Origin of the sequence: Mesonia algae (genome assembly GCF_003253545.1) — a bacterium.
GTDB classification, from domain to species: Bacteria; Bacteroidota; Bacteroidia; order Flavobacteriales; family Flavobacteriaceae; genus Mesonia; species Mesonia algae.
Genome location: NZ_QKYV01000004.1, coordinates 41713 through 57074 on the forward strand (window position 1 = coordinate 41713; position 15362 = coordinate 57074).

Here is a 15362-nt window from a genome sequence, read left to right on the forward strand (position 1 = left end):
TTAATAAATAATCAATAATTGGTCGATAACTGTACAATAACCATAATAGAATGAGTGATACTAGCCAACCAGAATATCTATACAGTGAGTTACCAGCATTACAGCTTTTTGAGCGTATGGGCTATACCTGTGGTACAGCTAAAAATTTAGATACACGTCAAGACATTAGCGAGGTTATTTTTAAAGATCAATTGCTGGCAGCTATCAAACGTATCAATCCGCAGCTTGATGAGAACAATGTGCAAAAAGCATATCACAGCATCACTTCTATTACAGGTACTTCATTAATAGAGATTAATAAAGAAATCTGGGAGCATTTACGCGGTTCTAAATTGAGTTTAAAACAAAAAATTACAGGAGAAGAAGTTTTTATTCCTGTTTATTTTATAGATTATGAATGTATAGACAACAATGACTTTCAGGCTATAAGTCAATTAAAATACAAAGGTAAAACGTGGAATTCTGCTCCAGATATTACTATTTATATAAATGGGTTACCCATAGCAGTTATTGAGTGTAAATCGCCAAAAGCCCAAAACGCTTGGGAGTCTGCTTTTGGAGATCTAAAGCATTACCAAGAAAATTCAGAAAAGTTATTTCACTTTAATCAGTTATTGGTTGGTATCTGGAAAGTAGGAGGTAAGTATGGAGCTATTCAAGCACCTAAACAGTTTTATTCGGTATACAAACCACATAAAGAAGAAGAGCTTAGTTTTTTAGGAGAAGAGCCTACACATCAAGATATTTTACTGTACTCTATTTTTCGTAAAGAACAGTTGCTAGATCTAATTCGTCATTTTGTAATTTTTGAAAATGAAAATGGGCAACTCATAAAAAAACTACCACGTTACCAGCAGTTACGTGCTACTAATAAAACCATTACACGTTTGCAAGAAGGTCGTGGTGGGGTGGTTTGGCATACACAAGGTTCAGGTAAATCTATAACCATGGCCTATGTAACAAGAAAATTGATGGCACCAGAATATGGATTTGATAACCCAACGGTACTTATCATGACCGACCGTAAAGATTTAGATAGGCAAATCACCACCACTTTTCAAAACATAGGATTTAAAAATGTTACCCAAGCATCATCGGTAGCGCATTTAAATACGTTACTATCTAATAATTATGGTAAAATTATAACCACTACATTACAAAAGTTTCAAGAAACCGATACCGAAGATAATTCAATTCAAGACCAAACTGAATTAGAAGAAAATGAAAATTTCAGAATCGAAAAAAAAGTAGATGCTGATAATAACAAACTCATTAAAACAACTAAAGAATTACAACAGGGTAAGTGGGTAGCGATAGATAAAGAAGAAATAGAATTACAACACCTTTCTGATAAAAAGAACTTATATGTATTGGTAGATGAGGCACATAGAAGTCATTATGGCTTCTTGGCAGCTTTTATGCGTTCTATACTCCCGCATGCCAAATTTGTAGCATTTACAGGAACGCCTATTAGCAAGGAAGATAAAAGTACTTTAGGTGAATTTTATGGTGGGCAATATATAGACGTATACACTATTAAAGAATCGGTTGCCGATGGGGCTACCAAAGAATTATTCTATGATGAAGGCATAGCTCAACTAGATGTTAAAAAGAAAGAGCTGGATAAAGAATTTGATGAGCAGTTTAAAGACACTTCCGAAGAAAAAAAGGACGTACTAAAGAGAGCTGCTTTGCGTAAATATCAGTTATCCTACAGCAGAATGCGAGATGTAGCGAAACACATTATTACTCACTACAGAGATAAGATTTATACCGACAAGCATAAAGCGATGTTGGTTACGTCGGGACGGGAAGCAGCCATAAAATATCAAAAGATTTTTAGGGAGTTAGAAAACGAAGGTTTTCATCAATTCACATCGAAAGTGGTTATTAGTTTAGGTTCGCCAAAAACTGATGAAATCGCTAAAGAATATTATACTGCGGTAGAACATAATAAAGAAAACCCCGACAACCCTATGCCTATTTGGCTAACGGCACCCGAAGCGGTGAAAACGGTTACAGAAGATTATAAACTTCCGTTTGGTAATGAAAATGAAAAGGAAAAATCTGGTAAAAAGAAATATGATAATACTGCATTTTTAATTGTGAGTGATATGTTGCTTACGGGGTATGACGCACCTATAGCCAGTGTTTTATATTTAGATAAAGCCTTAAAAGAGCATAATTTACTACAGGCAATTGCCCGAGTAAACCGTTCTAAGAAAGGAAAAGATGCGGGGTATATTGTAGATTATTGCGGTATCTCGTCTTACCTCATTCAAGCAATGGAAATTTTTAATGGTGATTTAAGACCAGATGATATTTTAAAAAATTTGGCAGAAGAGTTACCACGTTTAGCATTAAATCATACAAAATTAGTATCATTTTTTAAACCTATGGAAATTGATCGTCTTTATGAACGTGAAAGGTATATAGATGCAGCGATACGCTTTATAGAACCATTAGATAAGCGAGACGAGTTTAAAGTATTGCTTAAAGAATTTAATAAATCTATACACATTGTTTTGCCTAACATTAAAGCAATGAAATATGAAAAAGATTTTAAGTTATATAATGAAATAAAACTCCAAGCTAGAAATTTTTATCCTGATGATGAAGATTTAAAAGTAAGTAGAGAGGAGAGTACAATGTTACAAAATATGATAGATAGGCACTTGCAATCTAAAGGGATAGAAAACTTATTAGAAGAACCTATTTCTATAATTGATAAGGAGAGGTTTAAAGAAGAAATGATGAACGCTTCTCCATCTACTAAAGAATTAAAAATGCGTAACAACCTAAAGCATACTATTAAAGTTGGTTTAGATAAAAATCCAGATTTTTTTAAACCCTTAGCACAACGTTTAGAAGAGCTTTTAAAGCAAAAAAAAGAACAGAGAATTACAGAAACACAGTTGTTATTAGCTTATGCTGGCTTGGGTGAAGAAATAGCAGTAGAAGATAAAGAAAGTAATGAAAAAGGTTTTGTCACTAACCAAAAGAAAGCAGTTTATAATTCAATGAAAATTATTTTTGAAGAAGGTGCTGAAGATGCTACCCATACTTTATATGATTTAATAGCAGGTGAGTTGAGTATTGTAGGTTGGGTAGATAAAACTAGAGTTCAAAAAGACATAGAGAACAAGATTAAACGTTTCTTACGTAGCAAACTTACTAATATAGAAGCTAAGCTAAAGGCAAAGGATATGCTAGAAATTTTAAAGAAGAATAAAGATGCCTAGTGTAGCTTACGGAAATAGGACTATAGCTTATTCTATTAAGGAAACTAATGGTTTAAAGTCTCATTACATTACAGTAGAGCGTAATAGTGGGGTTGTGCTAAAAGGTGAACGTGTTACAGAAGAAAAAGCACAGCAGCTCATTCTAAAAAAAGCTAAATGGATTTTAGATAAGTTAGACTTGGTTAAAACCATTGAAGATAAGGAAATTGTTACAGGTTCACGAATTCAATATTTAGGGAGAAAATACTACGTACAACTTTTTAAGAACAGTAAAGTATCTTCTGTTATTATTGAATTTACAGAGTCTAAGTTTAAAATTACCGTTCCAGAAAACTACAAAGAAGTTGATATAAGCGAAGCATTAAACAGTTTTTTTAAAAGAAAGGCAGAGGAAAAGTTAAGCCCGCGAATAAAAAAATGGTCTAAAGAAACTGGGTTGAGTTTTAATGAATTGAAATTTAGAAAATTAGAAAAAACTTGGGGCAGTTGTACACCTAGTAATACAATTATTATTAATGTGGATGCGGTCAAACTATCTTGGTCATTAATTGATTACTTAATTGTTCATGAACTCACCCATACTAAAGTCAAAAACCATTCTAAAGAATTTTGGGCAGAGCTTTCAAAACATCTTCCCAATTGGAAAAACCTTGATGAACGTATGTTAGGAATGAAACTTTAAGAATTTAACGGTATAAATAGATATATCATAGTTCACTAAATTATGGTGTGCCCAAGCTAGCTAGAAATTACTATTTCTATTTATTTCCTAATTAAGATTTAATGTTCAATTTTCGTACAAAAAATTACAATGGTTTCTCTGGCCAAAAATCTTTTGGCGAGCAGTTTAAAGCTTTTGCAATAAGATTTAAATGTATAACGTTATATTTTGCTTTTTTAGAAGGTGCTTCAATGTCAGATATAAAGGTAGTGCCTTTTCCTATTGAATGTGATAAACTAGTCTGACTAATACCTTTACTAAGCCTAAGTTCTCGGACTTTATTGATTATATGATGTTCTATTTTCTCTAATGATTCATGCATATACAAATTGAGCCAAAAAAGAAAGAAATAACTAAGGACTATAGTCCTGTAATTTAAATATTTTTACTATATTTGAATCATAATATTATATTTGCGATACTTCTTTAAGTAAAATATTAGAAGCATTCGCTTTGAATTCCGATCTAAAAACTGGTAATTTTTAATGCACGGAATGATAAGTGTTAGTGCTCACGACCCGGGCGTGGGCTCACTTATTGTGCGTGGTATACCAGTACCTTAGATCGATAAGTTGAGTTTCCACGCCTTTTTGTATTTGGCTTTTCTCTTCTATTTTTTCAAAGCATTTTCTTCTTCCTTTTTTTAGAGTACCGCTATGGTTTAGGGTTGAACTTAATAATTTGTATGCCTATGAAATAAAACGAATTAATCATGAGATTTCTCGATTCCGCTCGAAATGACAAAGATGAAATGCTCAACAGGATGAGATGCTGAGTCAAGCTCAGCATGACGTTCGTGCAAGTTTAACATGACAGCAAACGTTGAAAGCTAAGAGTTGAATAGAATTATCTAGAATGCTGAATTTACTTCTAAATATTCAAGTATATTTTGATGTGGCATATCGAAAGTATTCTGTGAAATTTGAAAATCGATGGTTGTAAAATTTTAGGCTGTTTGACCGCAGGGAGTTCCTAAAATTTAGACCTCGATTGATAAATTTAAGAATAGTTTCGTCAGCCTAGACTCCTGCCCGTACCGGTCGGGCGGGTTTGTTTCTTTTGGGCAATGCAAAAGAAGAGAACAATCAATGAATGAATGCTTATGAATTAAACGAATCATGAGATTTCTCGACTCCGCTCGAAATGACAAGAGAGTTGAATTTTGAATTGGAAGATTTCTCGACTCTGCTCGAAATGACAAGGAGGAGAAAATTAAAGGGGATGAAATGCTGAGTCAAGCTCAGCATGACGTCGAACAGGATGAGATGCTGAATTTAATTTTAAGCATTCAAATACAGTTTGAGATGGCCTATCGAAAATTACTCGTAAAATTTGAAGTGAAAAGGGCTTAAAATTTTAAGCTGTTTGAACGAAGTGAGTTCTTAAAATTTAGACCTCGAACGATAAATTTAGAGTAAGATTCGTCAGCCTAGACCTTCCTGCCCGTACCGGTCGGGCGGGTTTGTTTAGCTCACGCTTTGCTATTTTACTGGAGTTCGTGCATCTTCTATCAAAGAGGTCTTTTTCTGGCGATGGGAAAAAGTAAAGGATAAAAATAAATGAATGCCTATGATATAAAACGAATTAATAATAAGATTTCTCGTCTCCGCTCGAAATGACAAGAGAATTGAATTTTGAATTGGAAGATTTCTTGACTCCGCTCGAAATGACAAGAGAGTTGAATTTTGAATTGGAAGATTTCTCGACTCCGCTTGAAATGACAAGGAGGAGAAAATTAAAGAGGATGAGATGCTGAAACGAGTTCAGCATGACGTACGTACAGGTTCAGCATGACAGTAAACGTTGAAAGCTAAGAGTTGAATTGAGTTATCTAGAATGCTGAATTTACTTCTAAATATTCAAGTATAGTATGACGTGGCCTATTTTTAGTTTTCGTAGCAAAACGAGTAAAAGCTGCAGTTTGGGCAGAGGAGTATAGCCTAGCGGAGCGATTGCTATACGCAGGATAAAGCTTTTATGTCGTTTTCAAAAAGGCTAAAATCAGCCTAGATTTTTGCTTCTTTTCAGCGATGGAAAAGAAGAGAATATAAACTAAATGCCTATGAATTAAAAAGAATCATGAGATTTCTCGACTCCGCTCGAAATGACAAGAGAATTGAATTTTGAATTACAAGATTTCTCGACTCCGCTTGGAATGACAAAAATGAAATGTTTAACAGGATGAGATGCTGAAACGAGTTCAGCATGACGTCGAATAGGATGAGATGCTGAGTCAGGCTCAGCATGACGTCAAACTGGATGAGATGCTGCATCAAGTGCAGCATGACAGCAAGCATTGAAAGCTAAAAGCTAGCAGCTAATAGCTAAACGCTAAAAATTAAAAACTAAAACAAAAAAGCCCTCCTAAAGCTTTGCACGGCGAGGAAGGCTAAACATTAATTTACTCAACGTAATTAACAGTACAAAGTTATGAAATTTTCTTACAGGCAGCACCTGTTAAGGATAACTCTTTTATGGATAGGAGTTACTCCCTTAAGCGGGTTCTGCCAACAAATTATCGAGGGACAGGTCACTGGTCCCCAAGATCTCCCTATCCCAGGGGTGAACATCCAAATACAAGGTACTAACCGAGGAACCACCTCTAACTTTGAAGGGGAGTACCAATTGGTGGCTAGACCCCAAGACACCTTGGTTTACACCTATATGGGCTATATCTCGCAAAAAGTAGCAGTGGGAGAGCAGACGCAAATTAACATACAGCTAAAAGAAAACGAGAACTCTTTAGGCGATTTGGTGATCAATGCGGGTTATTACACCACTACCGAAAGGGAACGCACAGGTAATATCGCCAAGATCACAGCCAAAGAGATAGAACTGCAGCCCGTGGTAAGTCCGTTACAAGCTTTGCAAGGAAGAATGGCAGGGGTGGAGATCAGTACGGGAACCGATACTCCGGGGGCAGCGCCCACTATTCGAATTCGCGGACAAAATAGTCTGCGCAGTGAAGGGAATTACCCCTTATATATTATTGATGGAGTTCCTATTAATTCTACTCCTGTAGAGAGTAAGAGTAGTCTGAGTTTTTCTGGAATAGACCCATTGAGTACAATGAACCTAAGTAATATAGAAAGTATTGAGGTGCTTAAAGATGCGGATGCTACAGCGATTTATGGCTCTCGAGGAGCCAATGGGGTTATTTTGATTAGCACTAAAAAAGGGAAAGGGCAAAAAGGAATTCAAGCTAGAGTTTATAAAGGAGTATCGACCGTTGCTAATAAACTAGACCTACTAAATACCCAACAATACCTTGAAATACGACAACAAGCTTTTGTGAATGATGGGGTAGAACCCGATGAATATAATGCCTACGACTTGTTGCTTTGGGATCAAAATCGAGAAACCGATTGGCAGGAAGAGTTCTTGGGAGGTACGGCCGATATTACCGATGTGAATATTTCCGCTCAAGGCGGAAGTGACCAGACGCATTTTAGATTAAATGGAGCATTTCACCAGCAAGGGACAATTTACCCGGTAGATTTACAATACCAAAAATTTACAGGTGGGGCACACCTAGAACATCGTTCTAAAGATGAAAAATTTCAACTGGGGCTGGCACTTAACTATGGAGTAGATCAAAATGAACTGATGGCAGGCGGAGTTAATTTTAGGAGTAAAGCCTTTAAACTTGCCCCCAATGCGCCCGAACTTTATAACGAAGATGATAGCCTAAATTGGGAGACTTGGGGAGAAGCAGGGCTTGAACATCCTTTAGCAGGTCTTTATAATAAGGCGGAAATAAAATCTCACAATTTAGTGTCCAGCCTTAACCTGTCTTATGAAATTATCCTAGGCCTAGCCTTGAAAACCAACTTTGGTTTTACCCATTTCAATAGCGATGAAGTGGTTAAAATGCCCCAACGTTCTTATAACCCTTCTTCCATGCCGTTACACCGATCTTTAAATACCCAAAGTCAGCGTCAGTCTTGGATCATAGAGCCTCAACTTAATTACCAACACCAATGGGGAAAGTTAAATCTTAACGCGCTCTTGGGGAGTACGCTTCAAGAAAATCAGTACGATACCTTTAGCGTACAAGGAGAAAATTATGTGGCAGAAGCTTTGATTGGAAATCTTGGAGCCGCAGAAAGTTTACTCCACGCACAAGCCAAAAACACCCAATACCGTTACCAAGCAGTATTTGCCAGACTTGGAATCAACTGGGACAAAAAATATTACCTGAACCTTACCGGGAGAAGGGATGGCTCTTCCCGTTTTGCTCAAGGGAATCGCTTTGCTAATTTCGGAGCTATTGGTGCGGGGTGGATTTTTACCGACGAGGCATTTTTTAAACAGCACCTGGAGTGGTTATCTTTCGGGAAACTGCGTGGGAGTTATGGAACTACGGGTAGTGATCAGATTCCAGATTATGGATATTTAGATGCTTATGAAGCTACCCCTGGTCCGGGCGGTCTTTATCCCACGGCTTTAGCTAATCCCGAATATTCTTGGGAGGTCAATAAAAAAGCAGAGGTGGGGATGCAGTTAGGGTTTCTAAAGGATAGAATTCATTTGGGGGTGAGCGCCTACCGCAACCGTTCTTCCAATCAATTGGTGGCTTATCCATTACCAGCGACTACAGGATTTAATAGCGTACAAGCCAACTTACCGGCAACCGTAGAAAATAGGGGGTGGGAAGTAGAATTTTCTAGTGATAATATCCGTAAAGGAAACTTTCGTTGGCAGACATCCTTGAACATGAGCTTCCCGAAAAATGAATTGGTTAGTTACCCTGGTCTAGAGCAATCTCCCTATGCCCATACCTACCGAGAGGGGCATCCATTAAATATAGCACTCTTATATAAATATGAGGGTATAGATCCAGAAACGGGGTATTATCAAGTCATAGATCAAAATGGGGATGGCGTCTATGATCAAGAGGATAAGGTGGTGATTCAAGACCGTACCCGCGAGTATTTTGGAGGCATTCAAAATAGCCTCAGCTATAAAGGAATTTCCTTGCAGTTTTTATTTCAGTTTGTCCAACAGGAAGGGAGCTTCGCGGATATTTTTAATGCTGGTTTTCCGCAAGCACTCACAGCAGAAGTCGATCAAAATTTTAGTGCTTATCAACAGGTATCACAAACCTACGAAGCTTCACAGGCTTATTCTCGGGCGGTACAATCTGACCTTACGATAGAGAATGCCTCTTTTATCCGTTTAAAAACCTTGAATTTAAGTTATGAATTTCCCCTAAGCTGGATTGAGGTTCTGAATTTAAGTCAGGCTAAATTCTTTCTAACAGGACAAAATTTATGGACGCTGACCGATTATAAAGGCATGGATCCCGATTCCTCCGTGGGCGGAACAGATTTTTCTAGCCTGCGTACCCTTACCGCAGGGGTGCAACTTAACTTTTAAACACATACCGATGAAAAATAATACATACTTTATCCTAATGAGTACCCTACTTTTAGGGATGTTACTTACTTCTTGCCAGGAATGGCTAGATATTGAAGAACCCGATTATAAACTGGTAAGCAGTAAAGTATTCGACACCGAAGAAACTGCAGAAGCCGCCATGCAAGGGATTTACAATCAACTCTACCAAGCTAGTTTTAGTGCAGGTTGGTTGGGGAGTACCACCGTATTGGCAGGATTATCGGCAGATAATTTAGAGCTGATCAATACCAATACCTTCGACTTATTAGGTTTTCAAAATCACCAGTTGCATCCCGAAAACTCTTACAATGAAGGTTTGTGGGGAAGTGCCTATAATATGATCTATATGGTTAATTCCCTATTGGAAGGACTAGAGGTCTCCACCAAAGTATCGCCAGAAACAGCACAGCGATTGGAAGGAGAAGCTCGTTTTGTTCGTGCTTTTACCTACTTCTATTTGGTGAATTTATACGGAGAAGTGCCCTTAGTATTAGGAACCGATTACCAAGAAAATGCTGTAGAACCTAGAAGTTCTAAACAAGCCATTTATGAAAACATCTTAGCGGATTTAGGAATTGCGGCCAATGCGCTGGGAAATAGCTACTCCTCGGGAGAGCGTACACAAATCAATGCCTATACCGCAAAAGCTTTATTGGCGCGGGTGCACCTTTATTTAGAGAATTGGGAATTAGCCGAAATTTACAGCAGTGAAGTGATCGCCGCCAGCGGAACTTACAGTTTGCCTACCGATTTAAATGAGGTGTTCCTAGCCAACAGCCCTGAGGCCATTTGGCAGCTTTCCCCTATAGGAAACGGAACAGGTTTAACCCATACCAATGAAGGTTCGGTATTTATCATTAATCCCTATATCCCTTCTTTTTCCTATGTAAAACTAACGGCAGATTTGGTGAATTATTTAGACGAGGAAGATCAACGCAAAATAGACTGGATAGGCTATCACGAAGGTCTTGATGTATACCACGCGTACAAATACAAAATCCATAATGCTACAGGAGAAGCTACCGAGTATTCTATGATCTTAAGATTAGCCGAACAGTATTTGATACGGGCAGAGGCTCGCGCTCAACAGAATGATCTTTCAGGGGCCATCGCAGATCTAGATCAGATTAAACAACGAGCGGGGATAGAACTATTGTCAGAAAGCAACCCAGGAATAAGTCAGTCTGCCTTATTAGAGGAAGTGGTAAATGAACGTCGCAAAGAACTTTTTACCGAATGGGGCCACCGTTGGTTGGATGTGAAGCGATGGGATACCACCGAGCAGGTATTTGCTCCTTATAGCCCTGATTGGGAAAGTACCGATGTATTATACCCCCTTCCTGCTACGGAATTATTAAGTAACCCCCAGCTCCTACAAAATGCAGGCTATTAATTTGAAGCTATGAACAAACAATTCTGTAGAATAATAATAGGCTTGTGGGTCTTTATGATGGTATTTTTAGGCTATGGTCAATCTCTCCAACACTCAAGACCGTCGACAGATGTAGTGGAAGGACAACTCAACAACGGACTAAAGTACTACCTCAAACACCTACCCAATGCGGGGAATAAGATACATATGCGTCTTTTGGTCAAAGCAGGAGTAGAGCAAGAACAGGAGGGACAAGTAGAATTAGCACACCTTTTAGAGCATGTAGCTTTTGGTCCTAGTCCTCATTTTCCTAAGGGAATAATGCATCTCGAAAGTATGCGCAGTTTAGGTATGGTAAGGGGCGATATCAATGGAGGCACAGGGATGAAGAGTACGAGTTATTACCTGCGTGTGCCTAAGGAGCATCCTCAATCGGTTGACAAAGCACTGCATTGGTTGAGAGATATAGCGGCAGATGTAAAATTTAATGCCCGGGAGGTTGAAAAAGAAAAAGCATCGGTAAAGCAAGAGATGTTATTTCGAGAAAGTGATGAGCCTTTAATAGTTGCTGCAGTAGAAACATTAGAGGCAAAAATTTACCCTTGTACCCGTTTTACCGATCAACTATTAGAAGGCATAGAGGCTTTAACGCCTCAAGAATTAGAACATTTTTATAAAAAATGGTACCGCCCCGATCGTATGGCTATTCTTATCGTGGGAGATTTAAAAGAAATGAAGAACCTAGAACAACATATACAAAAGCTTTTCGGAGATATCCCACCTGCTCAGCAGATGCAAAAGGTGACGGATTGTGAGGAAGTTTATCAAAAAAAACCTCCACAATTTTATGTAGAAGAACTAGCAGAAGCATCTCATTTTTTGAGGTATCAGCTCTATTACCGAACGCAACTGGCAGAGTGTATACAAATGCCAAAAGGATTTCTAAGCAGTATTGAATTTAACCTTTTCCTTGATATTCTGCGTAAGCGATTAGAACATGTCTATGCGAACCAGATCTCGGTTAAAAATGAATATCAATACGCCTCTAAGCCCATGTCTTATTCCATTCAACTTTGTGGTCAACCACAAAATAGCCAAGAGGTATTATCCGGGATCACCAACGCACTTCAGGTTCTAAAAGCCTACGGGGTCTATCCTGAAGAATATAAAGAGGTGGTAGAACAATATGTATCTCAAGGTTTACCTAGAGCTCATAATTTTTGGATCAAACAATTAGAGAGGCATTTTTTAGAAGGACACCCCTTGTTTGCTTCTCCGAAGGCCTTAGAAACGCAGCTCAGAGATATATCCTTAAGCGCTTTTAATGAGCATTTAAAAGAATTTGTACAAACACAACCTCAGGATATTGGGGTAATAACTGGAAGCAAGCTTCCATCGTATTATAAAAATGAAGACTGGGTAAGAAAACAGCTGTCCGAGCTATCCAAAAATCAACTCCAGCCGTATGTATTGCCAGTGGTGACAAAGGAGCTCATACCCGCCGCTATAAAAAATGAATTGAAACCTGTTAGTTTTATTGAAGTGGAGCCGCCAATAAAAGACAGTCAAGCTTTCGTTTTAGAGAATGGAGTAAAGATTATACTAAAGCCTTTCCAACCTACCTCAGGCATAGGCGCTAAAGACCTATATGTGCAAGGATTTAGACCACAGGGTGCTTCTGCTTTTTCTATGGTGGACTATGCTAGTGCTGTCGTGGCTCCTCGTTGGATACAGGAAAAAGACTTAAGAGATTATTCTTCCAAAGCGTTGAATAGTTTTAAAGAAACCCATGGCATACATCTGAGTGAGCCATTTATTGATTATCGGGAAACTGGAATGGCAGCCAGAGCACCTTTAGCCTCCACCGAAGCGGTATTGGAGTGGATTTATACACTTTTTCAAGCAGTTTCTTATTCGGCTGAAAAAGTTAAAGCCTGGGAGATTTTATATAAAGAAAGAGAGCCTTATGTTCCTTCTTCAGAAGAAGAAATAAAATCTTATATACGAGAATTTTATGGAGATACGGTGATACCTCGTTATTATGGGTATAGAAATGTAAATCCTTGGCAAAACGCCAAATTCTTACGGCAGCATCAAGCAGAAAAAAGCATAGAGATATACAATCGCTTGTTTAATGATGCGAGTCAGTGGACGTTTATTTTGAGTGGTGATTTTAATGCTGAAGAAATGATGCCATTATTACAGCAATACTTAGGTAACCTCCCCGAGGAATCAGTTTTAACTACAAGTCGACCTAAAGCTTCCTTTCCAAAGCCCCTTTTAAAAGGACCCTTGGTAAGAAGAATCAAAACACAAAAATTGATGTCTAATGAAAAATATTACTTACAATATATCCAACCGACTAAGCAAGTTCTATCTTGGCAAGAAGAGGTATTGGTGCAGACTTTAGGAGAGTTGATAGAAACAAAGCTACAACGATTAAGACAAGAGTTGGGGTTGAGTGTTTATGACCTTTGGTCGGACGGGTATTATGATCTGGAAGAAAATCGTGTACAAATAAAAATTGAGATCAGTGGTATTCCAAAGGAAATCGAGGCTATTCGAAAGGAGTGTCAGCAAATCGTGGAAGAACTGAAAAAAGGAGATATCTCTGAAAAATACTTGGAAGCTGCGGTGGAGCGTATAAAGCTAAAATATACTGAAGCCTATTTGCAAACTCATGAAAAGATGCAACAGCGTCTTTACGATGTACTCGGTAACAAACGACCCTGGGTTTCTCATCAGGAGTACCTTAGTTATTTGAATGGACTCGATCCCAAAGCAATTCAACAGGCAGCTCAACGTTATTTAATAAAAGAAAATCAATTTGAATTTATTGCAGGTAATATAAGTCCGTAATTAAAAACAGAAGCACACGGAGTTAGCGTGTGCTTCTTCTTTTTTAAGGGTTAATTTTACAATTGAAACGGAACTTTACTTGCGGTTTTCTTAAGAGAACCGAAGTTATTAAGGTCATAGACGCTGTACACTGTACCGTCTTGAAGTCTTACTTGACATTCTCTAGCTCCTGGTGTGCCACAATTAATTTCTGGAATGGCCATCCAAGTGCTGCCGTTATGAATATAATCTACGGCCTGCTTATTCTTCTCTGCCGTGGCAAAGGAGAGTCCCGTTGCGAATATCATCGCTAACACAGGAATTAAAAATTTATTTTTCATAATTTCTAAATTTAAATTAATATATACGCCTACTCTTTTTTACAGGTTTTCGGTTACCCCTAGCGTGTTGCGCAACACTTATAGTTTCTTTCTTTGAAATACAGTATAAAGATCAGCCATATTATTTATTCATAAGGGATAAAGAGTTGTCTGTCAGGTATTTTTTAGGTTGAGATATTTTTATAGACGAGAAAATAAAGCTAAAAAGTGATTTACATGTTGTGTATTCATAAGTTACGGATTTAGAATACTAAGGTAAACAGTAGGTATGCTTTTACACTAAGGTTTTAGCTTAGTATATGTATGTGAAAACCTTCAAAAAAGAATAAAAAAAAATTACATATTACACCTTAGGTTTAATAAGGTGAAATGCTGAATTTATATCTAAATTTTCAAGTATAGTTTGACGTGGCATATCGAAAATTACTCGTAAAATTTAAAGTGAAAAGGGCGTAAAATTTTAAGCTGTTTGAACGAAGTGAGTTCTTAAAATTTAGACCTCGAACGATAAATTTAGAGTAAGATTCGTCAGCCTAGACTCCCGCCCGTACCGGTCGGGCGGGTTTGTTTAGCTCACGCTTTGCTATTTTACTGGACTTCGTGCATCTTCTAAGAAGAGGTCTTTTGGGTAATGCAAAAGAAAAGAACATCAATAAATGTTTATAATATATAATGAAGTAATAAATATATTTCTCGACTCTGCTCGAAATGACAAAGATAAGACGCTAAACTGGGTGTGATACTGAAATCGCAGATTCAACGTAGTTAATCAAGCTCAGCATGACGCTGGACTGGATGAGATACTGAAACAAACCCGCCTAAATGAATTATTTAATTGGGGCAGGTTCAGTATGACGTTGAGTTTTGAAAATGCTCAATTTAATTCTAAATATTCAAGTATAGTATGAAGGGGCCTACTTTTAGTTTTCGTAGCAAAACGAGTAAAAGCTGCAGCATTGGGCAGAGGAGTATAGCCTAGCGGAGCGATTGCTATACGCAGGATAAAGCTTTTATGTCGTTTTCAAGAAGGCTAAAATCAGCCTAGACTCCTGCCCGTACCGGTCGGGCGGGTTTGGTTCTTTTTTGGTCAATGCAAAAAAGATCAAATACCAATGGAAGTTGAGCTTTCATTTGTGAGATAGAAATTAGATTCGTGCTTTCTTCATTTTATCTTGATACAAAACGAAGCAAAAGATCAAGACTGACTAAAAATTTATAAGAAAATACTACGGAAACCGCAGCCACAAATGAAAAGAACTCAACCTCCTTATCAGTCGGTCTCAAACAACTTTTCATTTTCTATCCACCGCTGCTTCCTTGATTTTCAATATATTTTTAGATAGGTCAACTTTTACGAAAGATGCAAGAATGCAAAATAAGAGGTAGGACTTAAGATATAAGAATTCTCGATTCCGCTCGAAATGACAAAGATAAGACGCTAAACTGGG

The 15362-nt window shown here is 37.7% G+C and carries 7 protein-coding genes; 5 read left to right on the plus strand and 2 right to left on the minus strand.

Going from position 1 to position 15362, the window contains the following annotated elements:
- The first annotated feature begins 50 nt into the window (after positions 1-50).
- Positions 51-3242: a type I restriction endonuclease subunit R gene (locus LX95_RS07615; protein WP_111540855.1), complete on the plus strand. Its 3192-nt coding sequence runs from the start codon at positions 51-53 to the stop codon at positions 3240-3242.
- Positions 3235-3924 carry a M48 family metallopeptidase gene (locus LX95_RS07620; protein WP_111540856.1) on the plus strand — a complete coding sequence of 230 codons (690 nt, stop codon included), beginning with the start codon at positions 3235-3237 and terminating at the stop codon, positions 3922-3924. The genes LX95_RS07615 and LX95_RS07620 overlap by 8 nt, the downstream gene beginning before the upstream one ends.
- Before the next feature lie 124 nt (positions 3925-4048).
- Here LX95_RS07620 and LX95_RS07625 read toward each other — a convergent pair whose 3' ends face one another.
- On the minus strand, positions 4049-4285 hold the full coding sequence (locus LX95_RS07625; protein ID WP_111540857.1) for a helix-turn-helix domain-containing protein: 237 nt from the start codon (positions 4283-4285) through the stop codon (positions 4049-4051).
- A 2108-nt stretch (positions 4286-6393) separates the two neighbouring features.
- Between LX95_RS07625 and LX95_RS07630 the strand changes: the two genes are divergently transcribed.
- The 3 genes from LX95_RS07630 to LX95_RS07640 are packed head-to-tail and all read left to right on the plus strand — an operon-like array spanning position 6394 to position 13594.
- Complete coding sequence (locus tag LX95_RS07630) at positions 6394-9342, plus strand: SusC/RagA family TonB-linked outer membrane protein (protein ID WP_111540858.1); 2949 nt, start codon at positions 6394-6396, stop codon at positions 9340-9342.
- Between the two features lie 37 nt (positions 9343-9379).
- Positions 9380-10756, plus strand: a complete 1377-nt coding sequence (locus tag LX95_RS07635; protein ID WP_245924738.1) for a RagB/SusD family nutrient uptake outer membrane protein — start codon at positions 9380-9382, stop codon at positions 10754-10756.
- A 42-nt stretch (positions 10757-10798) separates the two neighbouring features.
- Entirely contained in the window at positions 10799-13594 is a 2796-nt protein-coding gene (locus LX95_RS07640) for a M16 family metallopeptidase (protein ID WP_211307648.1), read from the plus strand.
- A 56-nt stretch (positions 13595-13650) separates the two neighbouring features.
- Here the strand turns inward: LX95_RS07640 and LX95_RS07645 are convergent, their stop codons facing one another.
- Positions 13651-13914 carry a DUF6520 family protein gene (locus LX95_RS07645; protein WP_111540861.1) on the minus strand — a complete coding sequence of 88 codons (264 nt, stop codon included), beginning with the start codon at positions 13912-13914 and terminating at the stop codon, positions 13651-13653.
- Positions 13915-15362: the final 1448 nt, after the last annotated feature.

What these genes read in the sequence shown, in the direction of transcription:
- LX95_RS07635 (WP_245924738.1), top strand. Translation starts at nt 9,380, where the DNA reads ATGAGTACCCTACTTTTAGGGATGTTACTTACTTCTTGCCAGGAATGG.
- LX95_RS07620 (WP_111540856.1), top strand. Translation starts at nt 3,235, where the DNA reads ATGCCTAGTGTAGCTTACGGAAATAGGACTATAGCTTATTCTATTAAG.
- LX95_RS07615 (WP_111540855.1), top strand. Translation starts at nt 51, where the DNA reads ATGAGTGATACTAGCCAACCAGAATATCTATACAGTGAGTTACCAGCA.
- LX95_RS07645 (WP_111540861.1), bottom strand. Translation starts at nt 13,914, where the DNA reads ATGAAAAATAAATTTTTAATTCCTGTGTTAGCGATGATATTCGCAACG.
- LX95_RS07630 (WP_111540858.1), top strand. Translation starts at nt 6,394, where the DNA reads ATGAAATTTTCTTACAGGCAGCACCTGTTAAGGATAACTCTTTTATGG.
- LX95_RS07625 (WP_111540857.1), bottom strand. Translation starts at nt 4,285, where the DNA reads ATGCATGAATCATTAGAGAAAATAGAACATCATATAATCAATAAAGTC.